The organism is Pedobacter sp. W3I1, assembly GCF_030816015.1.
GTDB lineage: Bacteria > Bacteroidota > Bacteroidia > Sphingobacteriales > Sphingobacteriaceae > Pedobacter.
In genome coordinates this window covers 3,466,289-3,491,134 of the sequence record NZ_JAUSXN010000001.1, presented here as the reverse complement: position 1 = coordinate 3,491,134, position 24,846 = coordinate 3,466,289, and the positions used below count along the sequence as shown (strand labels likewise).

Below are 24,846 nucleotides of genomic sequence, written 5' to 3'. Positions count from 1 at the left end.
AACACCTAGCAACTAACGATACTGAAACTATGGAAAGAGCCGTAAACCCTAAATCTTACACCCTTAGCCTTAATAAAAATATTTTTTATATAATAGCACTCATGCTATTCCTATCGTCATGCGGTGCTCGAAAATACACCGTTAAAAGCGATACGAAAGCTTCGAGAGCGGCCGATGCAATGGCGAATTTACAAAGCAAACCGCTTTATCGTTTCATTACCGACTGGACTGGTGTAAAATATCGTTTTGGAGGTTTAGATAAAGGAGGGATTGATTGTTCTGGTTTTGCTTTTTTGTTGGAGAAAGAAATTTATGGGATTACACTTCCTCGTATTTCACGCGAGCAAGCCAATGTGGTGAAGCGTAAAAATATCGATAATTTAAAGGAAGGTGATTTGGTGTTTTTCTCTTTTGGCGGTAATGATGTAGATCACGTAGGGGTATACCTCAATAATGGCTTTTTCGTGCATGCAAGCACTACTCGCGGTGTAATTGTTGATGATTTAAACCTTCCTGCTTATCAACGTGTATTGGTTAAATCGGGATCGGTTAATTAGTTTTTTGCCCGTTGGTTGAAACCAACGGTAAGCTAAACCAAATTTTATAAAGTAAATTAGCCATAATCAAAGTTTTAAGCTATTTGTATAGCGGCTTTTTATAAAAGCACGGTTTTAGGTTAGCTAAACCTGACAGTAGCGAACACGAAGTGCAAGGGAGTAAAGCGGATGGCAGGGCTTTCGGAACCGATGAAAACTGAACCTTGCTTTTCAAGGTATAATAAACTAAATTGGTATTCATGCCTATCTCTCAGACACTCGCTTTGCTCAGAATGACAATAAAACAAAACCAAACAAATTTCGTTATCCATTTATGCGTATATTTTTTGTAATCTGCTTATCTTTAATTACTTATTCAGCTGCTGCGCAGGTAAAATTGCTCAGATTGGATGAGTTGGAGAAACGCATTGCCAATGGAAAAGACACCACTTTTGTCATCAATTTCTGGGCAACCTGGTGTTCGCCATGTGTGTCCGAGTTGCCGAATTTCGAGAAATTACGTTTAGCCAATTTAAATAAGCCGGTCAAGGTGCTTTTGGTGAGCCTGGATTTTAAATCAAAATTGCAAAAGGAAGTGATTCCATTTGTGCAGAACAATAAAATTAATGCGGAGGTATTTCTTTTAAACGAACCCGATCAGCAACAGTATATTGAACGGGTCGACAAAAAATGGTCGGGTGCTATTCCGGCTACATTATTTGTAAACAAGAAAGCCAGACGTTTTTATGAGAAAGAATTTACCGAAACTGAACTGAAAAATACTTTGTTAAACATAAAATAGATCGTTATGAAAAGATTGATTTTAATGACTTTTATGCTGATCTCGGGATTCGCATTTGCACAGACTGACGGTTATAAAGTTGGCGATGTAGTAAAAGATTTCTCGCTGAAAAACGTAAATAACAAAATGGTTGCCCTGGCCGATTACAAGGATGCAAAGGGATATATTGTTGTTTTTACTTGTAATACCTGCCCCGTGGCAAAAGCCTATCAAGCGCGTATTTCGGCTTTAAACGCTACTTATTCTGCTAAAGGTTACCCGGTGGTGGCTATTAATCCAAACGATGCCGGAGCCGTTCCGGACGAAAGTTTTCAAAAAATGCAGGCTTTGGCCTCAGAAAAGAAATTCAATTTCCCTTATTTATTAGATCCCGATCATGTGGTAACCAAACAGTTTGGTGCAACCAGAACACCACATGTATTTGTGCTGCATAAAACTGACAAAGGAAATGTGGTTGAATACATTGGCGCGATAGATAACGATCCGGAAGAAGCAAACAGTACAAAAATGGAGTACGTTAAAAATGCAGTTAACGAATTATCAGTTGGTAAAAAGCCTGCAATTGCATCAACTAAAGCTGTTGGCTGTGGGATAAAATGGAAAAAAGGATAAACAAGGAGATTATATCAAAATGTAGATTTGTTATCCAGTGGGTTAATTTATTAGATAAAAATCAATATAAATGACAGCGTGATTTTAGTGGATTGATAGGCTGCGAGGGATCGTCATTCCCAACTCGATTGGGAACCACGCAGTGCTCATCGAAGATAATCTTAATGCAAGGGCTTTAAGATTCCCGCCTGCGCGAGAATGACGACCACACTAATGGATTCTGTCAATGGTAGGGTTAATTTATCTTATAAAGATCAATATAAGTTACAGAATTAAAGGAATAAATCCCCTCCAATTATCGTCATCTCGACCGCAGTGGAGAGATCTTTTGACATAGTCCAAAGATTTCTCCATTCCACTACGTTCCAGTCGAAATGACGCTGAATTTAGAAATTTGTACTATCAATTAAATAAAATATCTATCATTGATAGCGTAGTTGAAGACCTTACCCAAATATTTCCCGCTAATTTCGCAGATTAACTTTCATGGTTTTTGTTCGTCCGGATTTGTGACCTGGTTTAGCCGTTTTGTAATTGCAAATCGCGTCTAGTTTTTATATTTATTTTTAGCTTTTGCAGCACCAACCATAGTTCCTAAACCCGATCGGCGTGCAAAGCCCGCAGACCCGAAGCATGAGGGCGAGGACTTGGAACAAAGAGCGGGACAGCAGGCCTCCAAAGATCATTGTCCGTTCATTTCCAAATCTTTTTGAAACGCAAAACCTAAGGCACTGTCATTCTGAGGGATAAATTACCTTCAATTATCGTCCTCTCGACCGCAGGATAGATCTTTTAACATAATTCAAAGATTTCTCCATTCCACTACGTTCCAGTCGAAATGACGCCCAATTTTAGAAATCTGTAATTTGACAGCCTGTCGAAGGGCCCGTTTAAATACGCTTTAAGGTGTTTCGATAGGCTCTCCTTAGGAGTCATTTGGACGAGATAACAGCATCTGAGGTGAATCACCTTTATGAAACACACCTTCTTTGTTTAAACATAGCTTAACCACCATTGTCTGTGTGTTTGCTTATATTGTTTAAACCATCTGCAAGGAAGATACAAAGAAGCTACCGTGCAAAACCATATCAGATAAACGATCGGTAAACCAAAGCCAAATGTTGCTGGTCTGAATAAAAACGGAACCTGTATAATTTCCTTGGTGTTATGCCCTGTGGCAAAAAATACCACTACCAGGAGGGTATGCAACAGGTAAAAGTGTATTACATAATAAAAGAAAGGTACGGCACCATACACAGCAGTTATCCTGGTAAACCAGTTGCTCAGGTTTTCGGTGAAAGCCAAAAATAACATGGCCGGACCTAATGTCATAGCGGTATATTGTAAGGACGGTGGATATTTACTTACATTAAAAAAGACAAGTAAATTCTTAAAGAAATCGTGGTATTCTTTTCGCGGGGCAGGATCGCCATAGATATTGATTAACCTTAGCGAGATAAACACAAATATAGTGAGCAAGCCTATAATTAATAAATTGCGCTGTCTACGTTCGGCGGCGTAACCTTTTTTATACCAGGCACCAACGCCATAGCCCACAAACATTATACCCGTCCACGGGAGGATGGCGTAAAATACGCCGATGAGGTGATTGCTTGAAAGCGGTACAACAGTTCCTGATGCCGTGAAGAATATTTTTAAGATCAAACCACCATTGGAATCTGTTGGAGCGGGAAATAAATTAAAAAGATTATGTCCGAAAACCAATATCAAGCCGATTATGAGCACGGCCTTATGTGAAATTCGACTGGCCAATGCCAGGAATACCATACTACAGCCAATAGCCCAGATCACCTGAAGAATAATAAAATTGTACGATGGATTAAAGGTTAATCCGAGTGTAATCACCATAATTTCGATCAGTATTAGCCATAAACCCCGTTTTAATAAAAAAGAACTTGCCTGGGCTGGTGTTTTATGCTGTGCCGATAAATAGGCAGATAATCCTGATAAGAAAACAAAGGTTGGTGCACAGAAGTGTGTAATCCAACGGGTAAAAAACAACATGCCTGTAGTGGTGTCTGGATTTAGCGGATCGCCGGTCATGGCCCCAACATGAAAGAAATCTCTCGTATGATCCAGCGCCATAATGATCATCACTAATCCGCGTAATATATCGATGGATAAAATTCGTTTAGATAAGGTAATGTTGTTAGCATTCATAAGAATAGGTTTGGTTATTTAAATATACTCATTCATAATTATTTTTCTGACATACTTTATTACCTTTAGCTTTCGTCAAAAATGTTACCTGAGCCTATTTCATTATGATGTATAAGAAAATCGATTTAGGAATAGCTAAATTGACTATAATGATTTTGATGTTCGAGAAATTATAATAATATTTGTTAAGCGCTAACCGAATAAGATCTTACCACTACTATTTATCATAATCGATAATGGATAGATTTCGTTTAGTAGAAATTAAACTAAAATATCATAACACATCATAATGAAAAGAAGAACATTTATACAAAACACAGGCTTGTTAGGGGCAGGAGTTGTCGCATCGAAATTTTCTTTTGCCGCTAATCTTGCACCAGAATTTCCTGTGGTACGTGTAGCAGCCGCAAAACGACACTTTCAAAGTAAAGCTGTAGATGCTGCCATTAAAACTTTCCAGGCAAACGTTAAAAATCCCGAATTAGCCTGGCTGTTCGAAAACTGTTTCCCAAATACTTTAGATACTACGGTTTATCATTCAGAAAAGGATGGCAGGCCAGATACTTATGTGATTACCGGAGATATCGACGCGATGTGGCTACGTGATAGTTCGGCGCAGGTTTGGCCATATCTACAATTTGTAAATGAAGATGAGCCACTTAAAAAGTTAATAGCTGGCGTAATTATCCATCAAACCAAGTGTGTTTTAAAAGACCCTTATGCAAATGCTTTTTATGGCGATTCTACTAAGGTAGGTGAGTGGAAAACTGATAAAACGACCATGCAAGCCGGTGTGCACGAGCGCAAATGGGAAATAGACTCTTTATGTTATCCCATCCGCCTGGCTTACCACTACTGGAAAAAAACCGGCGATAAAACACCTTTTGATACCAATTGGAAAAAAGGAATTGAAGCCACTTTAAAAACGTTTAAAGAACAACAGCGGAAAACGGATAAAGGACCATACCATTTTCAGCGGGAAACTACCCAGCCTACCGATTCATTACCAATGGCCGGTTACGGTTTTCCTGTAAATCCCGTTGGCCTGATCTGTTCAGCCTTTCGTCCGAGTGATGATGCCACCATTTTTCCATTTTTGGTTCCCTCAAACTTTTTCGCAGTATCAAGCTTAAAGCAAGCGGCTGAAATGATTAAAGCTTTACAGCATGATCAGGCTTTGGAAAGTAGTTTGTTAAACCTGGCTGATGAAGTGAATGCAGCGCTACAGAAACATGCTATCGTTAATCATCCTAAATATGGCAAAATTTACGCCTTTGAGGTAGATGGTTTTGGAAGTTCGTATCTGATGGACGATTCTAATGTGCCAAGTTTGTTGGGTTTACCTTATTTGGGTGCAATGAAAGTTGAAGATCCTATTTATCAAAATACAAGGAAATTTGCGCTTTCTAAAGATAACCCATATTTCTTTAAAGGTACAGCTGCTGAGGGCATTGGTGGCCCGCATGCTGGTCAGGATATGATTTGGCCAATGAGTATCACCATGCGTGCCTTAACATCGAAAGATGATGCAGAAATTAAATCGTGCATCGATATGTTACGTAAAACACATGCTGGCAAGGGCTTTATGCACGAGTCTTTCCATAAAGATAACCCGGCAAACTTTACAAGGGCTTGGTTTGCCTGGTCTAACACCTTATTTGGTGAGTTGCTTTGGAGAACTTATCACGAAAAACCAGCTTTATTAAAAGCTTAATATAACCGACCGTATTGATTGGTGGTAGTGACTGATTTTGATATGCAGTTCAATTCCCAATCAATACGGTTTCGTTTTGTCTTTCCTAATCCTCTCCAGATAAGGCACAAAAGATATTGCAGCCTTACTAGTTTACGTTATGTTGCACAATTTGACGGTAATTATGACAAATTTATACGCAATTTAGGAATAATGTGTTCAATCTATGTAAAAGCTATGTTAGAACACTAAATACTACTCTTTGCACAGGTAAATATTTGTAAATTGCTTCAAATTATCTCCTATAGCATTGCGAAAATTTAGTAAAACCATACTTGATGATATTGAATCCATAAACAAGATTCCTGCTGTTGCGCATATTTTAGAAATTGTTTGTAGAACCACAGGTATGGGGTTTTCGGCGATAGCCAGAGTAACATCTGATAAATGGATAGCCTGCGCTATTCGTGATGAAATAAACTTCGGATTAGATGTGGGTGGAGAACTTAAACTGGGAACAACCATTTGTAACGAGATCAGACAACATAAACAAGCTGTTATCATTGATCATGTGGCAGAAGATCCTGATTTTGCCCACCACCACACGCCATTAATGTATGGCTTTCAGAGCTACATTTCAGTACCCATTACGTTAAAAAACGGAGTATTTTTTGGTACACTTTGTGCCATAGATCCTAAACCTGCTAAGCTGAAAAATCCAACAGTAACAGGCATGTTCACCATGTTTGCCGACTTAATTGCCTTTCATTTAGATGCACTGGAAGAACTGGCCAAAACCGAGCGGGCATTAAAAAAAGAACAAGAAATTGCTGTTTTAAGAGATCAGTTTATTGCTATTTTAGGTCACGATTTGCGAAACCCACTAAATGCAATTTTGAACAGTGCACAGCTTTTATCGCGCTTAAATTTAGATGAACGCAGTGGTCGTATCACTAAAATTATTAAAGATTCATCTTTTAGAATGAATGGTTTAATTGAAAATATGCTCGATTTTGCCAGCGGTCGTTTAGGCGAGGGAATTACCATCTGCAGAACAGCAGACGAAGATCTGGAAAAGCTACTTCTCCAGGTAGTAGAAGAGTTGCAGGCCATTTGGCCATCCAGAGAGATTAGAGTAAGTTTCAATTTTGATTACCCGGTTAATGCAGACGGGAAGCGACTGGCACAGCTTTTTTCTAATTTATTGGCCAATGCCTTAAATTATTCTCCATCAGATTCTACAGTTGAAATCAGCGCTTTGAGCACCGAAAAAGAGTTTAATCTTCGTGTGACGAATCAAGGTAAACAAATTCCGGCAGCTGCAATGGGTCGGCTGTTTCAGCCTTTCTCCAGAGGTGAAGTAGAACCCAATCAAAAGGGCCTGGGCCTGGGTTTATATATTGCATCAGAAATTGCCAATGCCCATAACGGAACACTTAAGGTTTCTTCTACACCTAAAAAAACATGTTTCACCCTGCACATACCTATTACAAATGACAGCAATAAGTGATAACTTGCCTACCTCTACACTTTTAGAACTGAAAGTAGGAGATGAGATTACAAACGGGAATGATCAATCAGGTACAATAAAAAGTATCGAGATCAGTGAAACTGATGAGTATTTAATGTTTCTTTTTCAGTTGGAAAACAGCCCCATTATTATCAAAAAACTTAAACAAATCTGTTAGTTATATTCTTATTCGTCATTTCGACTGAAACGAAGTGGAACGGAGAAATCTATTTTTAGTTATTTATTTGACAATAAAATCGTAAAAGATCCTTCGCTCCGCTATCAATGACTTTTAACCTGTCATCCAACTCTTTTGTTTTGGCTAAAAAACTGATCTCTATCAATGACAGATACTTTATTATGCTGATAATAAGTGTTTTATACCTATCAGTTACGAAGCGTCGTCATCTCGACTGAAATGCAGTCCCGAACGTTCGCATGCGCGTCAAGTTAATCTGAAAATAGTTGGTTCAAATTAATCCTATGGTTTCTTTTTTCATATTTACAGTACTTATCTATCACATCCCTGCACTGTTTACTGCCTATAGCGATTAACTCTTTCATGTTCAATACAAATAACTGTACACATTTGATCAAGCTAATTGTGCCTTTGGCATATCGGATAACTGGCAGGAATATCTTTTGCATAAACAGGCACATAAACATCAACAAGAGGTATACGTTTGTGCTGATCCGTTTTTCATTGGTACAACCATTATGCAGCAACTGCTGTAGGTGGAAGCCACTTTTCCAGGATTTGAATACAATCTCTATCTGCCAACGTACCCGGTATGCCTGATCGGCCTGGGCAGCTGTCCAGGTTTCTTCACCTACATTGGTTATCAGTACCGTATACTCCAGCCATCTGTAATAGTCCTGGCTGTGGTTCAGTCGCCTGTCCCTATCCTGTTTGGCCTTTCTGATTCTTTGTGCTGCAAGCTGCTTTGGCAGGGGAATCATGATCATTCTCACTTTTACATTCTTTTGTTTGCCTATCATTAGCCACATATCCCTTTTCGATCTGCTTTTCAGCAAGTCTTTCAGGTGTAGTTGTTTTCCATTGCAATCGTACATATTCAGACCAAAACGTAACCTGCTCAGAAAGAAGGCACCTTTGCCGGTAAGCTTTTCGAAGACCTCCAGTACAAAATACCCCAAATCTCTGATAAGCAGTTCGCCGGCTGATATCTTTTCAAGGATTTGCTGACTGGCCGATTGGTCATTATCGGTAAAGGAACCCAACGAGAAATGCAGGAACTGCATATTGCATATATCGATGAAGGCCTGTATACGGGCTACTGCCTTTTGTTTGCCCTTACTGAAATTACCTCTGAACACTTCTGAGAGTTTCTGGGGGAGATGTAAGGTGGTGCTGTCTTGTAGGATGACCCTTTTAAAATGGCTGAAAAGATTGCTCGGACGTCTATATCTGTAGAAGATACCTTGCAGCAACACATGCTCCAGAAGTGCTTTGGCAAAAGCTACCGATGATGGCCCCAAACGATCAAATACTGCTTGTTTGCTTACAGGAGTTCCGCTAAGCTGGCTAATATGAAAAGCCCATTGACTGAATGTGTTTTGCATTTGAGAACAGCTTAACACAAAGCCCATAACAAAATCTATCGGAGAAATCTTCTTTGCACTGCGCCGGAGAAAACCACTACTTCGGGCTATAGTAGCAACGGTTGATCCACCAAAAAAAATATTAAATCTTTTCTTTATTTTTGAATTGAAAAAGCGGCTTGTAGACATTGTTAAATGTGTTAGAACTACAAGTTGCTTTTTCTCTTTCAAATAATAATCACATACTTTTCAACCTCTGTCAATATCATTAACTTGACGCGCATGCGAACGTTCGGGAGAGAGAGCTACCTAGGCAGATTTCTCGACTGCGTTGCACTCCGCTCGAAATGACGATAGTTTGAGGGAGCTATCTCCTTATTAAGGACAGATGCTTTATTTAACTGATATAAGTATTTTATATCTATCAGTTACGAATCCGTCATCAACCCTCCATTGTATTTGAAAAATTATAACCTCTACCATTGACAGATTCCCATAGAAGAGGCATCATCCGATAGCCCTGTGCTTTCTATCTTACAATATTGGCCTCGGATCGAATATCACCTGAAACGACTTAATCTTTTCGTCGGCTAACTGGTACCAGCCACAGGCATATATAGTGCTTTTACCCATGTTAATATCGTACCACAAACAAACATCCTCATGATCTAGAAATACTTTTTTAACATCGTATTTGAATTTCATTTTCTTCATGTCGTCGATATAAATATCGGCTCCATTTCTTTCGCCCATCACCCCTTTGAAAGTCATATTATCATGCAATTGTGCTCTGGCCATTTCAAAATTTTCGGTGTTTAAGGCATTGATAAAATCAAGTACAACAACCTTTGCATTGTGTTCGGTTAACAGTTTATCGGATGTGCTCATAAGAAATTTATTTATTACTAAACGAAAGTTAGATTCAAAATGTTTGGAAGGGAATGATTGAATGACGGAGGTGAATGATTGAATGAGTGAATTTTGAGTGATTGAATGGCTAATCTATATCAATATGTAATTCAGTCATTCTCTAATTCTGTCCTTCACTCATTCAATCATTCTCTCATTTGCTTTAGCCTTCAAAATGATATACTTTTCCGACGCGTGTTTTAAAACTGTATTTGAAGTCGTTTCCTGATTTTTCTTCGTCAATACCCTTTGTTATACGTTTTAATGTATTTGGAGATCTCACAATACAATCTTCACCTGATAGCGATTTGATTGATAGCTTTACAATTTTACCATCTTTCCATTGCAGATCTGTAATTTCGAAGTTGCCCCTGGCTCTTAATCCTTGAATACTTCCTGTTGACCATTGATCGGGTAGGGCTGGTAAAAATTGCAGTTCACCCGCCTGGCTTTGCAAAAGCATTTCTGAAACACCGGCAGTGTAACCAAAATTTCCATCAATCTGGAAGGGTGGATGAGCACAGAAAAGGTTGGTGTAAATTCCGCCACCTTTATTGTAATCGGTACCCGAGCCACCCACTGGCGTAATGAAATTCTGCAATATTTTGTAGGCGTGATTACCATCCTGCAGCCGGGCCCAGAAATTAATTTTCCAGGCCATAGACCATCCTGTTGATTCGTCACCACGTGCGGTTAAAGTTACTCTGGCGGCTTTGGCAAGTTCAGGTGTTTTAATGGTACTGATTTCTCTACCGGGATGTAAACCAAAAAGATGAGAAATGTGCCTGTGTTGATCTGTGGGGTCATCACGGTCGGTTTCCCATTCCTGTAATTGTCCCCATTTGCCAATTTTTGGTTTTAACAAATGTGCTTTAAGATCTGTAATGTGTTTTTTATAATCACTATCAATGCCTAAAATTTCAGCTGCCTCTATATAATTGGTAAACAAATCATATACAATTTGCTGATCATGCGTTACGCCATCTTCAGTTGGCCCATGCTCTGGCGACCAGCCTAATGGTGATACCAAAGTACCATCTGGCCTTCTTTTTAAGTGGTCATCCCAAAACTCCGATATTTCTTTGATAATTGGGTAGGCAAAATTTCTCAGATAATCTTTATCCCTGGTAAAAGCATAGTGCTCCCACAGCGCCTGCGCATACCAGGCACTTCCAGGTGTGTTCCATAAAAAACTCATTCCGCCGAAAATATTATTTTCCGTTTGTACGGTCCACCCACGGGTATTTGGATATTTTTTGCGCGTGGCGATGGCACTTACCTCCCGCATGCTGTTGATGTAATCCAGATAGGGAATATGACACTCTGAAAGGTTGGTCGGCTCCGCCAGCCAATAATTCATCTGGATATTAATGTTAGAGTGATAATCGCTACCCCACGGTGGGGTATTACTTTCATTCCAAAGCCCCTGCAGGTTGGCTGGTAAACCTCCCGGTCTTGATGAACTGATCAGGAGATATCTTCCGTATTGAAAAATTAGCGCTTCTAAGGCTGGGTCGGGCGTTTTTTTATAATTGATAAGCCTTTGATAAGTTGGTAAACTGTCATTCTTAATATCATGCTGACCTAAATTAATTGCCAAACGGTTAAATAACTGCTGGTAGTCCTGAATATGTGTTTTTAACAGATTTGAATATGATTTCGTAGCCGCTTGCTTCAGTATACGGTCTATTTTTAAAGCTGGTTCTTCTCCTTTCCAATTCTGACTGCGTTGATTACTGTAATTAGTAGCAGCGGTAAAGATGATGGTTATGGCATTGGCATTTTCGATTTTTAATTTTTCACCATCCTCGTCTTTAACGGCATGGCTGCTCCCGTTTTCGATTTTAACCAAAGCAGTAGCCTGAAAAGGCATTCCGTTGTTTAATTTGCCTGTAAACTGAATGGTATTTCCATTAACCGTTATATTACCCTGATGTGCATTTTTAAGTCTAACCGTGCCCGAATATGATTTTTTTTGATCAGAAGTCAATCTTAAAACCATTACTTTATCCGGAAAGCTGCAAAAATATTCACGTTTATAACTGACTCCGTTTTGCTTGTAATTGATGGAATGGACGGCATCAGTTAGATTTAATTCGCGTGTATAATTGCTGAAATTTTGTTCTTTATTGTCGAACTCAATCAATAGATCTCCAAAAGCCTGGTACATCCCCCGATCATTTTCATCTCCCGTCCAGAGTGTATTATCATTAAACTGAATATGCTCCTGATTTACACCGCCGAAAATCACACCACCAATCCGGCCATTTCCAATAGGGTAGGCTTCCGTCATCCATTTGGTTGCCGGCTTGTTATCCCATAGTAATAAAGATGGTTTTTCTTTCTTTTGAGCGAAAATAGGTGGAGAAAAACTAATGGCTAAAAATGAGATTAGCGTGCAGAGAATAGCTTGCTTGCAATTAAAAAACATGTGGGTTATTTGATTAGTGTGTAACCAAATATATAGATAATCAAACGATTGTGCTATTGGCGAAGTAGACGAATGCTTATCGATTATTGGCATACTATTCAATTATTTAAGCATCGGGTACTTGCATCAGCGAAATTAATTGGTAACTATTGTGATATTTTTGATTGGATTTTAATAGATTTTCTATATTTGGTATGACACACTAAAACGTTTTATGTAAAATGAAATCGCTAACCAAATTTTTATCCTTAATCTTCTTTTTCAACCAAATGGGCATTTATACTGCTCAAAGTCAGTCAAAAACTTCTTTTACCAAATACGTAAATACTTTTATCGGTACTGCGCCTTTAACTGATCCTAAAATTTTAGGTTATGAGTTGCCACAAGGTTGGCGATCGTGGGCGGGTTTAACCTTTCCGGGTAGCTCATTGCCTAATGCTATGGTGCAATTAAGTCCAATTACCGAATTTGGATCTGGTGCTGGTTACGAATATGAAGATGATACCATTTATGGCTTTGCACACACCAATAAAGGGCATTGGAACCTGTGTAATATTCCGATATTGCCGTTATCTCATGCTAACGGTAAGTTCGGATCGAAATTTTCGCATAAAAATGAAAGTTCAGCACCAGGTTTTTATCAGGTTTATCTGGATGATTATCAGGTTAACGTGAAGCTTACTTCTACCTTAAGATGTGGATTCCACCAATATGAATATAAAAATCCCAGTAACAGACAGATTCTTTTCGACATGGGAAAGGCCAATAGCAGGGTTTCTACCTGGAATATCGAACAAGTTGGTACTTCGGCTATACAAGGCTTTCAGGGAGGAGAGAATATTTACTTCTATGCAACTGTAAATGGCAAGATCGAAAAGCTGGAACAGAATGATATAGGTAAACGTTCAGGTTATGCCATTGTTCACCTCGCCGATGGTAGCAAAGGACCTGTAGAACTTAAGATCGGCCTATCGTTTGTCAGTACGGCCAATGCTAAAGAAAACCTGGAAAAGGAAATCGGCGATAAAACTTTTACGCAGATTCGCAATGAAGCCACTGAAAAATGGGAAGCGCTTTTGTCCAACATCCAGGTAAAGGGCGGAACGGAGAAACAAAAACAGATGCTGTACTCTTGCCTGTACAGGTCTTTTTTATGGCCGGCTTTGCGGAGCGATGTTAATGGTGAGTTTAAAGATGCTAAGCACAATGTGGTAAAAGGTGATTTCAATTATTATACTGAACCATCGCTTTGGGATACTTATCGTAATAAAGATGTGCTTTTAGGACTGATTACACCTAAAGTAACCTTAGATGTAATTAAATCGATGAAAGATGTTGGCGATAAAACGGGCTTTATTCCCACATTTTTTCATGGCGATCATGGTGCATCTTCTATTGCAGGAGCTTATTTGAGGGGAATTGATGATTTCGATATCAAAGGTACTTACCAGATTTTGTTGCGTAATGCCAATGTAGAGGGTGGTGCCCGTCCATTTGTGAAAGAATATATTGAGAAGGGTTATATCTCAGATCCAGATGTTAAAAACCCACATGTCGAAACCAAAGCTAAAGCTGGTGTTTCTAAAACACTGGAATATTCGTATGATGATTATTCGTTAGCACAGATTGCTAAAAAACTTGGCGACAGCGCCAATTACCGGATTTTAACGGCCCGATCGAAAAACTATAAAAACATGTTCGATCCGGCTACGCGGTTTATGCGAGGCAGATTAGAGAATGGCGATTGGATCAAACCTTTTAACCCACAATATCCTTATTATGAATATATGTACAGAGAAGCCAACGCCTGGCAGGTTTCGTTTTATGCTCCTCATGATATGAAAGGTTTAATCGAACTCTATGGCGGTGCCAAAGGGTTCGAGTCCAAGTTAGATTCCTTGTTCACTTTACCCTGGAATCCGAAATATATTGCACGGAATGTCGAAACGATGATTGGTCAATACTGCCAGGGCAACCAGCCAGATCATGAAGCCCCTTTTGCTTATACTTTTATCGGGAAACCAGAAAAATCACAAAAAATTATCGATAAAATCTTAAATGAACTATATGGTATAGGGAGCGATGGTTTGGCGCTTTCGGGAATGGATGATGCCGGCGAAATGTCTGCCTGGTATGTATTCAGTTCTTTAGGTTTATATCCGTTCTCTGCAACTGATGCCGAATATTTGGTTACTGCTCCACTTTTTGATGAAGTTAAATGGAAAACCAGTACAGGGAAACTATTAACGATAACCAAACCGGGTAAGGGAAGGGGTATTAGCCAGATTAAAGTGAATGGGAAAGCAAATAATGGATATTTCATCTCACACGATCTGTTTAAAAACGGCGGTAAAGTAGAGATCGTTACTCAATAGACTTATATTGTTTAGTTAAGCGAAATATTTATTCACAAAGCGGTTTTTCTAAAATAGGAAGCCGCTTTTTTTGTTGATTTAAGCTGCCTTAAAATAAACGATGTCGAAATGAACAAAGGAGTTATAATAGGAATAGCGTTATTGACAATAGTTTTTATTTCCAGACAATTTTATACTTTATCTGATACTTATATTAAAAAACATACTTGGTTGCATGGGGAAGGACATGGTTCCGATCTTTTTCTCTTCGATAAAGACGATGATATTCGAAGTGACACCATTTATATAAACGGACAAGCCGAAGGGTTTATCCTGAAAAGAGGTTATCGTCCACTTATTCCAAACTATTTGGTAATAAAATCATTGAGCACAAATGAAATTGGAACCTTTCATGAAAAGTAAAAGAGGAATAGGGCAATGTCATTAAGTTAAGTGCCATTGTTGTCAGTCTGAGCTTGTCGAAGACGTTTTAAGTAATCGAAAAACAAAAAAAACTTTTGTCCTTCGACAGGCTACCATTGACGTTATTTTGTAATTATCTTAAATATGCGTTATTTATATCGGACGCGTATTTCCGCCCAACAAGGCCGTAGCACTGTATCCCCGTTCTACTTAAATCCGGCCTAACAAATTTTTCGGGTTCCACAGACCCAGCCAACCTACTAACTTCGAAAGAAAACGGCGAAGCCCTCATGAATGCAGCTGAAAACTATAATACAAATGAATAAATTTTCAGCCGGTGTTTTTTGTTTTTTCATGGATCTTTATGTTTTCAACGGCATTCAAGCTAGCTGCGCTGGTCTTTTTGACACCAAAAAGAAAGAGCCCATCGGCGGCGGTGAGCCGAGGAAAGCATGTGCTGTAGGGTAAAGAATAATTAATTAATACGTCATTTATATTGATTTTTATACAATAAATTAACCCTCAGGATGACAATGTTTTTTTGTTTTTTCCTTAACTTAATGACATTGCGAATAGGGGGTGATCAGGAACTGGATTATCATAAATTTTCATATTTTAGTTGCAAAATAGAGTACCTGATACTCAGATTGTTGACTCAAATGTTAATTGCATGGCAAGATATACGGTAACACAAAGAAGCAGATACCCTTTTGTTTTTATTGAAATAGCTGGTATTTCCATATTTTCAGCTTATTGGTTATGTAAACATTATGAATGGGACTGGATTGTAGGCATTGCCATTTTCGTGGCTTGCATTGTCGTTATGGGAATGCTGTTTTTCCGATTCCGGATTTTCCGGTATATTTTTTCAATTGTATTTTCATTATTCTGGGGCTTTTTAGCCTTTACGTTTGCTTCCAGCGTAAGTAAGTCCGACTTGAGCCACTGGATAGCGCTCATCTTGGTGTTCATTATCAGTCTTTTTATCCATCGCAGCTATTTCTATATCGAAACGAATACTGAAAGAATAGATATCAGAGGTTGATTAAACCTACCCGCCAGGTCTTACTGGCCATCTTTGTTCTGGGATACGACAAAATGTTTTATGAATAGCATAATTTTTATACCTATAAATTTTTATGCCATCGTTGCCGGAAGTCGAAAAATTATCAAAATCGTAAATTTTGTTAAATGTTTGTAAGGCATGGTAAGATAATATAGTTTTGCCTACTAATACTATAGATTTTATATACATTATGATTTCCGAAACTTTTACTTGTTTACTTATTTTAGTCCCAGATACATCAAGTGATAGTTCTTGTTGCTGTTGTTAAATCTGATTTTCTATCTATTTAACCGTCTCTTCTCTAGTTTTTATTTTTAAATACCCAATATGGAAAGAGAAAAATCAGATCTGAATAAATCCGTTAATGCTTTTGGTGGTTATATGATCTTCGCCATGTAGTAATGTCCTGAAGTTATGGCCAACGGAAATTGGAAGTATAAATATTGAACTGTCAATTTAGACACCAAATAATAAAACATGATACTTAAGGTATAGAAAGGAGCTTGCAAACAGAGAATAGTCACAAACAATACAGAAAGGGAAATGCATTTCTGCACTTCCCTAAATTTCGACCACTTACCGGAGATCAATTGGCGTTGCATCCGGTCAATTTATTCAATGATCATGTTAAAATTATGAATTTTGCACGGGAATTTCTCCTACTGATGAAGCTTGTTGCAATTTCATGATTGGCATAAACCAATATATATTATGAAGATAAGCGGAAAGTCCTGGAAGGACTCGCATAACACACCTTTGTCTAATTTCTTTTTACGGTCTGGCTTAACAGGAATTCTTCTGATTTCCGTAATCTTACAGGCCTCAGCAAAAAGAAGCGGCGAAGGAAAAAACATTAACCTCCTCTCTCACCCAAAAATAGCTGTTGGAGCAAATCTCACAGCATACCGTATCCCCGGTGGTTCTTCGGAGATTTCAAATTTTGCTGGTCTACGATCGGAGAGAATCACCATTAAAGGGAAAGTAACAGATGAAAGAAACCTGCCTCTACCGGGTGTAAGTGTAAGGCTCAAAGGAGCTGCCCAGGTGGTATCAACAAATCTCGATGGCGAATTTCAACTGGTTACTGAGCTAAATCAGCCTACTTTGGTTTTTACCTATGTAGGTTATAAAACCCAGGAAGTGGTTTACAACGGTCAGCCGCTTACCGTAAAACTAGATCCTGATCAAAGTAAGCTCGAAGAGGTACTTGTGGTAGGGTATGGTACCCAGAGAAAAAGCGATGTACTAGGTTCGGTAGCCACTTTTAATGCAAAAGCAGTAGAAGAAAAACCGATATCAAGAGTTGAGCAAGCGCTTATCGGTCAGATGGCTGGCGTTCAGGTAAGGCAGCAAAGCGGCACGCCCGGAGCTGGTTTAAGTATTCAGGTACGTGGGGCTGGCTCCATCACTGCAGGCAACGAACCACTTTATGTATTAGATGGCTTCCCATTAGATGTGGCCAGCCAAAATGCCTCCGGAGGTATTTCAAACAGTCCACTAGATAACCTTAATCCAAACGATATCGAGAGTGTTCAGGTATTGAAAGATGCAGCAGCAGGGGCCATTTACGGTTCGCGTGCCGCAAATGGGGTAGTGATTATCACCACCAAAAAAGGTGTTGCTGGGAAACCCAGAATTAGTGTAAATGCGAATGCAGGTATCAGTTCGGTAGCCAGAAAGGTCGATATGCTGAGTGCCGATGAATGGGTTGCCCAGGCAACAGAGCTGGCTAACACTGCATGGGTAGCCTCTGGTACCGGAAGAACGGCTACCCAGACCAACGCTGAAAGAGCTACAATCTTAGGCCTTGCTCCAGGTACCATTAACACCTCTTTTATGACCGATCCGAGATGGGCACAGCCTGGACACCCCGGACTTGATTATGTAGATTGGCAGGATGCCATCTTTACCCATGCACCTTATCAAAATTATGAGGTTTCGGCAAGTGGAGGATCAGAAAATGTGACCTACTTTATTTCAGGCAACGTACTTAATCAAAACGGAACACTGATCAATTCCAATTTTAAGAACTATGGTTTAAGGGCTAATGTGGAGGCGAATGCCAGCAAGAAACTTAAATTCGGAATCAATCTTGCGCCATCATATTCTGTTAATAATGCTCCGCCAGGCGAGGGTAAGGATAACCAGCTCATGAATGCTTTACAGATGGTGCCGGTAGTCGAAAGTTCAGCAGGATTAAATTCCGGCGCTTATGGAAACAGTACTTACACCTGGGCGAGCCCAAGGCTGATTAGTCCGTATGCCTATCTGGAAACTGCTGTAAACAAGGTTAAAACTTCAAGACTATTGGCTTCGATATATGCAGATTATCAAATAGTTAAAGGACTGTCATTAAGATCGAGCGTAAATTACGATAATGTAGACAGAAATACCTCGAAATATACATCCGATCAGGTTACCGTTGGTGCAGCATCGGCCTTGTTAACCAATCCCGGTCTTTACTCAACCGGCTCTTACGCAGTAACCAAGAAACAAAACTTTCTTAACGAAAATACGCTGAACTATAGCACAACAATTGCCGGTGTCCACAAGATTTCAGCGATTGCAGGAGTGTCGTACAATATAGTGCATACCGAAGGGGTAAGCCTTGCAACGGCCGGAGGTTTTGCCAACGATATCATCAAAACCTTAAGTAATGCCATTGCTAACTCAGCCGGGGTAACCACTACAGGAACATCGACGGCTGCTAATAATACGCTATTTTCTTACTACAGCAGGCTTCAATATGCTTTTAAAGACAGGTACCTCTTATCTGGTACCATCAGAAGAGATGCCTCTTCTAAATTTGGTTCCGAAAACCGATGGGGAACCTTTCCTTCAGTATCTGCCGGATGGAAGGTTTCAGAAGAATCTTTTCTTAAAGATGTTAAAGCCATCAGCGAGTTAAAACTAAGGTTGAGCTGGGGTAAATCGGGGAACAACAATATTGGCGACTACAATGCCATCAGCACCCTGGTAAATTCGAACTATGTATTTGGTGGCAATACGCCAATAACGGCCACTGGTCAGGTGGTTTCCGGACTTGCAAACAAAGCACTGAAATGGGAAACATCAAACACTTATGATCTTGGTGTAGACCTGAGCCTTTTGGCCAACAGGATCAATTTCACTTTCGATGCCTATCATAAAAAGAATACCGATCTGCTGTTAAACTTACCCGTATTATCTGCAAGCGGTTTCAGTACAAGTCTGCAGAATATAGGTGCAGTGGTAAACAAGGGCCTGGAGTTCGGCCTCAATACCGTAAATGTAAAAACGGCCAACTTCACTTGGTCTATGAGCGCCAATATTGCCTTTAATAAAAATACCGTAACCGATCTTGGCCCAACACATGCTGATATAGAAATCGCATCTGCCTATAGCGGTAGCAATGCGCCATACCTGTTAAGGGAAGGGCTTGCTGCATTCAGCTATTACATCACCAAAACAGATGGGATTTTAACGGCTGCTGATATGGCCAATCCAAGCATAGCGAAGGTATCCGGACAAAAAGTTGGAGACGCCAAGTACGTGGATACCAATGGCGATGGGAAAATCAGTGCTGCAGATAGAGTAGTTGGTGGACAGCCTTCTCCCAAATATACCTGGGGTTGGACAAACAACTTTAAATACGGAAATTTTGATTTGGGCATACAGTTGTATGGTCAGCATGGAGGATCTATACTTTCATACCTGGGCCGTGCAATCGACTTTTCGGGAAGTACAACGGCAAATGTTCTTGGCGTATGGAGAGACCACTGGACAGCGGCAAATCCTAATCCGGATGCACCAAGGGGAAAATTAGGCGCAACCTATACCTATCCAAATGTAACATCTGATTGGGTTTACTCCAGTGATTTCTTTCGGGTGCAGAACATTACTTTGGGCTATAACCTGAAAGGATTGATCAAAACCCCTGGCATTTCGTCGGCAAGGATATTTTTGGCATTAGAAAACTATTTCTCTCACGATAAATACAAGGGCGGCGCGAACCCGGAAGCGCAGAATACGAATGTAAGTGGCGATGCCAGTTATGCCATATCGGGCGATTATGGTTCGGCGCCATTAAGTAAAACAGCTTCTATTGGTATAAACATTGGCTTTTAGTAAAATAAGATGAAAACGAAAATATACTTAACCCTGTTTTCCGTACTGCTGATATTGAGCAGCTGCGAAAAGCAATTAAATCAAACACCAGAGTCGAGCTTAGCTGCCGATAATTTTTTCACCAATAACAACGACTTTCTCCAGGCGGTAAATGGTGTTTATGCGCAACTGAGCAATTATCCAAGTCAGGCTTTGTGGCTTAGCGAAATGCGTAGCGATAATCTAAATGCCACCTCTGATGGTAACCGTGACTGGGACGGAATCAATAATTTTACACAAAGCATTACTACTACAGGATTTATCACTACGGCCTGGAAAGCCAATTTTAACGGGATATATAATGCAAATACCGTTCTGGCAGCATTAGAAACAAAGGGAAGTGTGCTTACCGCTGCAAACGCAACACGCTATACTGCCGAAGTCCGTTTTTTAAGGGCATTTTATTATTTTTCTCTGGTACGAACTTTCGGACAGGTGCCATTGATATCGACGGTAAAGAGCGCTGCTGAAGTATCCACTATTCCCAGAAGTCCGGTAGCGGAGGTTTATGCCCTGATCGAATCTGATCTGCAGTATGCAGCGGCCAATCTGCCTGCAGCTTTTACCGGTGCAGATCTTGGAAGACCGACTTCCTATGCTGCCAAAGGACTGTTGGGACTGGTTTATCTCACTAAATCAGGACCTACTTATGGTATAAACGGACCTGGCCTTAACAGCAATGAATATGATAAGGCCGCTGCCTTATTCGATGCTGTACTTACCGGGAGCCCTTACAGCTTTGCCGCTAATTATGCATCAATATTTTCTTATACCAACGAGAACAATAGTGAAGTTGTTTTCGATGTACAGTTTGCCTCAAGTTTAAACGGAGCAGGTTTCCCCTCACATTTGGTGCCTGTAGCTTATTGGACCAGTAACGGGATTTCTAACAGTTTTGGGAACGGCTATGGAGCCAGTACTTTTCCGGTATCAAAAAGTTTGGTAAATGCTTACACCGCCAATACGGTTAGCGGAACAGATGTGCGGTATCCTTTCAATGTAGCGACTACCTATACCGCTGGCCCTTTTATTAAAAAATATATCGATGTAGCCAAAAAAGGCTTGACGGGAAAAGACTGGCCTATTAACTTTATTGTATTGCGTTATACTGATATACTTCTCATGAAAGCCGAATGTATTCTTCATGGTGCTGCAGGTGCTCAAAGTGATGTTGATGCTGCCGTGAATAGGGTGAGGGCAAGGGCTGGCGTAGGTGCATTGTCGAATGTGAATATTCAAACCCTGATGCAGGAGCGGCAAAGAGAATTTTTAGGCGAAGGACTCCGCTGGAACGACCTTGTGCGGGAAGGACTGGCCGTTTCGCAGATGAATACCTGGAGAGTAACCGATGCGATCACGAAAATTAACGAGATTGTACCAAACTATGTGATTTATCCGGTGCCTGCATCAGAAATTCAGACTGCACCAGGCCTTTATATTCAAAATCCTGGTTATAACTAGTATATGATGAGTAGAATATTTAAATTTAACAGCATGATCAAAAGAAGTTTAATCATCATCGGTTTTTCGCTCCTGTACAGTGGAGCAACGTTTGCCCAGCGAAAGCCAGGGGAAAAGCCTAACATTGTTTTTATTTTGGCAGATGACCTGGGTTATGGAGATGTTGGTGTTTATGGACAAAAACAGATCCTTACGCCTAATATCGATAAATTGGCCAGTGAAGGAACGCGGTTTACTGATTTTTATGCGGGTGCGCCGGTGTGTTCGCCATCGAGGGGATCAATTCTTACAGGCCTTAACACCGGGCATGCTACGATTAGGGGAAATGCCACCGAACAAGGAGGGCTTGCCGGGAAAAAGGGAAAAAATGTAGTGTATCGGGCCAACCTCACCAAAGATGATTATACCATTGGAAACTTGATGCAGGATGCCGGTTATAATACCGCTTTGGTTGGGAAATGGCATGTAGATGGATATGATTCGCTCGCCACACCCTTACAAAGAGGCTTCGATCAATTTTCAGGTTGGCTCATCAATATTCCCTCTACCTATGCCAGCACCTATTGGCCAGACCATCGTTACATCAATGGAAAGCTTGTGACCGTAGAACCCAATACCAATGCGAGAAAGGGATATTATGAGACCAATATCTGTACGGATGAGGCATTGGCTTATCTCAATACGCAGAAAGATAGCAAAAAGCCCTTCTTTTTAATGTTGAACTTTAATAACCCGCATTCTCCGCTTGATGTGCCGGATCAGGCGATCTACAAGAATAAAGATTGGCCAGAGGACATGAAAACCTATGCCGCCATGGTGTATTATTTGGACCAATCAGTCGGTAAAATAAAAGATTACCTCATTAAAAGCGGACTATCAGAGAATACGATTGTGTTTTTTGCATCCGATAACGGCCCAAGGTCGGAGCCGACCAGCCAGCTGAAAGCGGTATCTGAATTCTTTGATTCGAATGGTCAACTTAAGGGATACAAAAGAGATATGTACGATGGTGGAATCAGAATCCCATTTATTGCATGGGCACCCTTCATTAAAAATGCGCCGAAAATAAGTAATGTGCCGGGCTATTTTCCTGACATTATGCCAACTTTTGCAGAGATTGCCGGTAAAACCACCGGATTCCGTACCGATGGCACCAGTATATATCCTTTGATTAAGGGTGGTAAGATTAAAACCGATCGCTTTTTATATTGGGAGTTTTTTGAATTGGGTTTTGAACAAGGTGTACGTTATGGGCGGTGGAAAGGCGTAAAAAGACACCATAAACTCGAACTTTATAATATCAAAACAGACATAGGCGAAACCCATGATGTAGCAGCGGCTCATCCTGATATTGTCAGGAAAATTGAGGAATACCTTCTGACTGCAAGAACAGATTCTCCCTACTGGACAGTAAAATAAAGACAGGTAATATTATAGCTAGGGTAGCGGATGTTATCCCTAAGCTTTTGTATAACAGATTCTCACTAGGAAACCCTTGGATTTGTCTTTGTTTACCTATAAGTACACAGCATTAATAAGAAATAGTAGCCTTTTAATTGGAAATACAGTCATTATCTACTGGTTTTTTATCCGCTATTCATTTAAAGTAAACATGTTATTTTCCGGACTGATCGGCACAACGGCTTATGCTAAAACTGATTCGATAGGTGGGGAGCCCAATGGGGGACAACAAATTTAAATCATAAAATGGCCAGCGAATTCACCATCATACAGATTGGATTAAGTTGCATTTGATTGATTTATCTTAGAAAAGCTTTTGCTTAAATACTATTAAAGCAAAAAGACGCAAGTTCTTGAGTCTTCGTGATCCCGCTGGGATTTACACCTCGTGTAAAAATCAACGTTTGCAATATTTTAGAGTGGTTTTGAAATTCGAACTCCCCGAATAACGCACCTTTTATTTAATAGAGAATAGCTGCAAATGCTATACATAAATATAGCATTTTATACTAAAAAATGCAAATCAAAGTATCTTCTATATTTAATTCTGTCATAACCAACAACATTTTAATTACTCTTAGTATGTTTATGAATGCTTATTTCTCTGATCTCTTGTCTGTATAAAAGCGTTCCAAATAACGATGGAACATATGCCTTGTTTCCTTGAAAAGGAAATAGTTATCTTTCGATTCTCCATGGAACTCTCTCATTATTGGATGAGAAAGCATTTCAGTTGCACGTTCAAAAGCGCGGATGATTTTTTCACGCTCAGCATTACTTTTAACCGCTTTTAAACCTCGGTAGGTATCAACACCTATTTCATAAAACCAGGGAAAATCGTCCTTGTACAAACTGACTAACATCAAAAATCCGATAGACGGCTCTTCATCTTCAAATCCAAAATGAAGCATTTCTTCCAGCATCATAGGATGTGATTTTCTTCTCTTTCTACGCATATCGGGATCAATTCTATTTTCAATTCTTGAAGGGAGGCTATCAAACATAATCTTAACCTCTTCAAATAATTTGGCTACAGAATTTTCATCTACACTTTCGACTTTTTCAATTTCGCCACCATCTTCTGTCTTTTTTTCTGTGATCTCCTTAACCTTTTCGACAAATTTATCTACTAGTAACCTTACTAGGCTTTTGTCAGGATCTAATCCTGGAACCTTCATGACCAGTTCAAGTACGAGCTTGGTAATGGATTCCGAATCACCACTGTTGTTCTGAAATAGGGCAAATGGCCCAGTTATGGCAGAACTAAAAGGAATACCTAGTGCGATTCCAATCACCTTTTTATCAAGTTTACCTTTTGCCACACCAGCTTCATATAGAATCCAAGGCCTGTCCACGCTGTGTTGGGTCAACAAGCAAACAACATCAGATGCCTCATCAATCTTATCCATAATTGCTGGATACCATTCCATACCATATTCTATTCCTTGAGTTCCTTTTTTATCTGATGATCTGAATGATTTTAGTGCTCCAGCACTCGCACTTTTTAATAGATTGCTGAATTCTTCGGCCAGTTCTGCATCTCTAGTATCATGGCTAATAAATACTAATGGATTAATATTTGAGCTGATGTTTTCATTTTCAGATTGTGTTGTTGGATTAGTTACCTTTTTTCTAGGAGACATACTAAGAATGGTTTAGATAAGATTAATGTTATTTCGGTTTAGGTAGCGATTGTTA

The 24,846-nt window shown here is 39.8% G+C and carries 17 protein-coding genes; 12 read left to right on the top strand and 5 right to left on the bottom strand.

Going from position 1 to position 24,846, the window contains the following annotated elements; genetic code table 11:
- Window positions 1-29: 29 nt before the first annotated feature.
- The 3 genes from QF042_RS14440 (at window position 30) to QF042_RS14430 (ending at window position 1,950) form a co-directional block, all read left to right on the top strand.
- A complete protein-coding gene (locus tag QF042_RS14440) occupies window positions 30-557 on the top strand; it encodes a C40 family peptidase (RefSeq protein ID WP_307529543.1) in 528 nt (175 codons plus the stop codon).
- Between the two features lie 313 nt (window positions 558-870).
- Complete coding sequence (locus tag QF042_RS14435) at window positions 871-1,338, top strand: TlpA family protein disulfide reductase (protein WP_307529541.1); 468 nt, start codon at window positions 871-873, stop codon at window positions 1,336-1,338.
- A 6-nt stretch (window positions 1,339-1,344) separates the two neighbouring features.
- A complete protein-coding gene (locus QF042_RS14430; protein ID WP_307529540.1) occupies window positions 1,345-1,950 on the top strand; it encodes a thioredoxin family protein in 606 nt (201 codons plus the stop codon).
- Between the two features lie 993 nt (window positions 1,951-2,943).
- On the opposite strand, the gene QF042_RS14425 is transcribed toward QF042_RS14430, so the two are convergent.
- On the bottom strand, window positions 2,944-4,131 hold the full coding sequence (locus QF042_RS14425) for a DUF1624 domain-containing protein (protein WP_307529538.1): 1,188 nt from the start codon (window positions 4,129-4,131) through the stop codon (window positions 2,944-2,946).
- 289 nt (window positions 4,132-4,420) lie between these two features.
- Between QF042_RS14425 and QF042_RS14420 the strand changes: the two genes are divergently transcribed.
- The 3 genes from QF042_RS14420 to QF042_RS14410 all read left to right on the top strand — a co-directional run bounded on the left by QF042_RS14420 (window position 4,421) and on the right by QF042_RS14410 (window position 7,512).
- Window positions 4,421-5,845, top strand: coding sequence for a glycoside hydrolase family 125 protein (locus tag QF042_RS14420; protein ID WP_307529536.1), 1,425 nt, complete (start codon window positions 4,421-4,423; stop codon window positions 5,843-5,845).
- Window positions 5,846-6,134: 289 nt separating this feature from the next.
- The gene (locus tag QF042_RS14415) at window positions 6,135-7,334 is read left to right on the top strand and encodes a GAF domain-containing sensor histidine kinase (protein ID WP_307529534.1); all 1,200 of its coding nucleotides are present in this window, start codon (window positions 6,135-6,137) and stop codon (window positions 7,332-7,334) included.
- Window positions 7,318-7,512 (top strand): hypothetical protein, encoded by a 195-nt coding sequence (locus tag QF042_RS14410; RefSeq protein WP_307529532.1) that lies wholly within the window; start codon window positions 7,318-7,320, stop codon window positions 7,510-7,512. The genes QF042_RS14415 and QF042_RS14410 overlap by 17 nt, the downstream gene beginning before the upstream one ends.
- Window positions 7,513-7,784: 272 nt before the next feature.
- Here the strand turns inward: QF042_RS14410 and QF042_RS14405 are convergent, their stop codons facing one another.
- The 3 genes from QF042_RS14405 to QF042_RS14395 form a co-directional block, all read right to left on the bottom strand.
- Window positions 7,785-9,086: an IS4 family transposase gene (locus tag QF042_RS14405; protein WP_307526034.1), complete on the bottom strand. Its 1,302-nt coding sequence runs from the start codon at window positions 9,084-9,086 to the stop codon at window positions 7,785-7,787.
- A gap of 345 nt (window positions 9,087-9,431) precedes the next feature.
- A complete protein-coding gene (locus QF042_RS14400; RefSeq protein ID WP_307529530.1) occupies window positions 9,432-9,785 on the bottom strand; it encodes a nuclear transport factor 2 family protein in 354 nt (117 codons plus the stop codon).
- 184 nt (window positions 9,786-9,969) lie between these two features.
- Complete coding sequence (locus QF042_RS14395) at window positions 9,970-12,237, bottom strand: glycoside hydrolase family 95 protein (RefSeq protein WP_307529528.1); 2,268 nt, start codon at window positions 12,235-12,237, stop codon at window positions 9,970-9,972.
- Between the two features lie 221 nt (window positions 12,238-12,458).
- On the opposite strand from QF042_RS14395, the gene QF042_RS14390 reads away from it, so the two are divergent.
- The 6 genes from QF042_RS14390 (at window position 12,459) to QF042_RS14365 (ending at window position 23,106) form a co-directional block, all read left to right on the top strand.
- On the top strand, window positions 12,459-14,612 hold the full coding sequence (locus QF042_RS14390) for a GH92 family glycosyl hydrolase (RefSeq protein ID WP_307529526.1): 2,154 nt from the start codon (window positions 12,459-12,461) through the stop codon (window positions 14,610-14,612).
- Between the two features lie 108 nt (window positions 14,613-14,720).
- The gene (locus QF042_RS14385; RefSeq protein ID WP_307529524.1) at window positions 14,721-15,014 is read left to right on the top strand and encodes a hypothetical protein; all 294 of its coding nucleotides are present in this window, start codon (window positions 14,721-14,723) and stop codon (window positions 15,012-15,014) included.
- Between the two features lie 318 nt (window positions 15,015-15,332).
- The gene (locus QF042_RS14380) at window positions 15,333-15,482 is read left to right on the top strand and encodes a hypothetical protein (protein WP_307529522.1); all 150 of its coding nucleotides are present in this window, start codon (window positions 15,333-15,335) and stop codon (window positions 15,480-15,482) included.
- Between the two features lie 1,309 nt (window positions 15,483-16,791).
- On the top strand, window positions 16,792-20,187 hold the full coding sequence (locus QF042_RS14375; protein ID WP_307529520.1) for a TonB-dependent receptor: 3,396 nt from the start codon (window positions 16,792-16,794) through the stop codon (window positions 20,185-20,187).
- Between the two features lie 9 nt (window positions 20,188-20,196).
- Entirely contained in the window at window positions 20,197-21,687 is a 1,491-nt protein-coding gene (locus QF042_RS14370; RefSeq protein ID WP_307529518.1) for a RagB/SusD family nutrient uptake outer membrane protein, read from the top strand.
- Window positions 21,688-21,720: 33 nt separating this feature from the next.
- Entirely contained in the window at window positions 21,721-23,106 is a 1,386-nt protein-coding gene (locus tag QF042_RS14365) for an arylsulfatase (protein WP_307529516.1), read from the top strand.
- Window positions 23,107-23,744: 638 nt separating this feature from the next.
- Here QF042_RS14365 and QF042_RS14360 read toward each other — a convergent pair.
- A complete protein-coding gene (locus QF042_RS14360; RefSeq protein WP_307529514.1) occupies window positions 23,745-24,791 on the bottom strand; it encodes a toll/interleukin-1 receptor domain-containing protein in 1,047 nt (348 codons plus the stop codon).
- Between the last annotated feature and the right edge of the window lie 55 nt (window positions 24,792-24,846).

Excerpts from the sequence above, each read along its gene's own strand:
- QF042_RS14440 (WP_307529543.1), top strand. The coding sequence starts at position 30 with ATGGAAAGAGCCGTAAACCCTAAATCTTACACCCTTAGCCTTAATAAA.
- QF042_RS14435 (WP_307529541.1), top strand. The coding sequence starts at position 871 with ATGCGTATATTTTTTGTAATCTGCTTATCTTTAATTACTTATTCAGCT.
- QF042_RS14430 (WP_307529540.1), top strand. The coding sequence starts at position 1,345 with ATGAAAAGATTGATTTTAATGACTTTTATGCTGATCTCGGGATTCGCA.
- QF042_RS14425 (WP_307529538.1), bottom strand. The coding sequence starts at position 4,131 with ATGAATGCTAACAACATTACCTTATCTAAACGAATTTTATCCATCGAT.
- QF042_RS14420 (WP_307529536.1), top strand. The coding sequence starts at position 4,421 with ATGAAAAGAAGAACATTTATACAAAACACAGGCTTGTTAGGGGCAGGA.
- QF042_RS14410 (WP_307529532.1), top strand. The coding sequence starts at position 7,318 with ATGACAGCAATAAGTGATAACTTGCCTACCTCTACACTTTTAGAACTG.
- QF042_RS14405 (WP_307526034.1), bottom strand. The coding sequence starts at position 9,086 with ATGTCTACAAGCCGCTTTTTCAATTCAAAAATAAAGAAAAGATTTAAT.
- QF042_RS14400 (WP_307529530.1), bottom strand. The coding sequence starts at position 9,785 with ATGAGCACATCCGATAAACTGTTAACCGAACACAATGCAAAGGTTGTT.
- QF042_RS14395 (WP_307529528.1), bottom strand. The coding sequence starts at position 12,237 with ATGTTTTTTAATTGCAAGCAAGCTATTCTCTGCACGCTAATCTCATTT.
- QF042_RS14390 (WP_307529526.1), top strand. The coding sequence starts at position 12,459 with ATGAAATCGCTAACCAAATTTTTATCCTTAATCTTCTTTTTCAACCAA.
- QF042_RS14385 (WP_307529524.1), top strand. The coding sequence starts at position 14,721 with ATGAACAAAGGAGTTATAATAGGAATAGCGTTATTGACAATAGTTTTT.
- QF042_RS14380 (WP_307529522.1), top strand. The coding sequence starts at position 15,333 with ATGAATAAATTTTCAGCCGGTGTTTTTTGTTTTTTCATGGATCTTTAT.
- QF042_RS14375 (WP_307529520.1), top strand. The coding sequence starts at position 16,792 with ATGAAGATAAGCGGAAAGTCCTGGAAGGACTCGCATAACACACCTTTG.
- QF042_RS14370 (WP_307529518.1), top strand. The coding sequence starts at position 20,197 with ATGAAAACGAAAATATACTTAACCCTGTTTTCCGTACTGCTGATATTG.
- QF042_RS14365 (WP_307529516.1), top strand. The coding sequence starts at position 21,721 with ATGATCAAAAGAAGTTTAATCATCATCGGTTTTTCGCTCCTGTACAGT.
- QF042_RS14360 (WP_307529514.1), bottom strand. The coding sequence starts at position 24,791 with ATGTCTCCTAGAAAAAAGGTAACTAATCCAACAACACAATCTGAAAAT.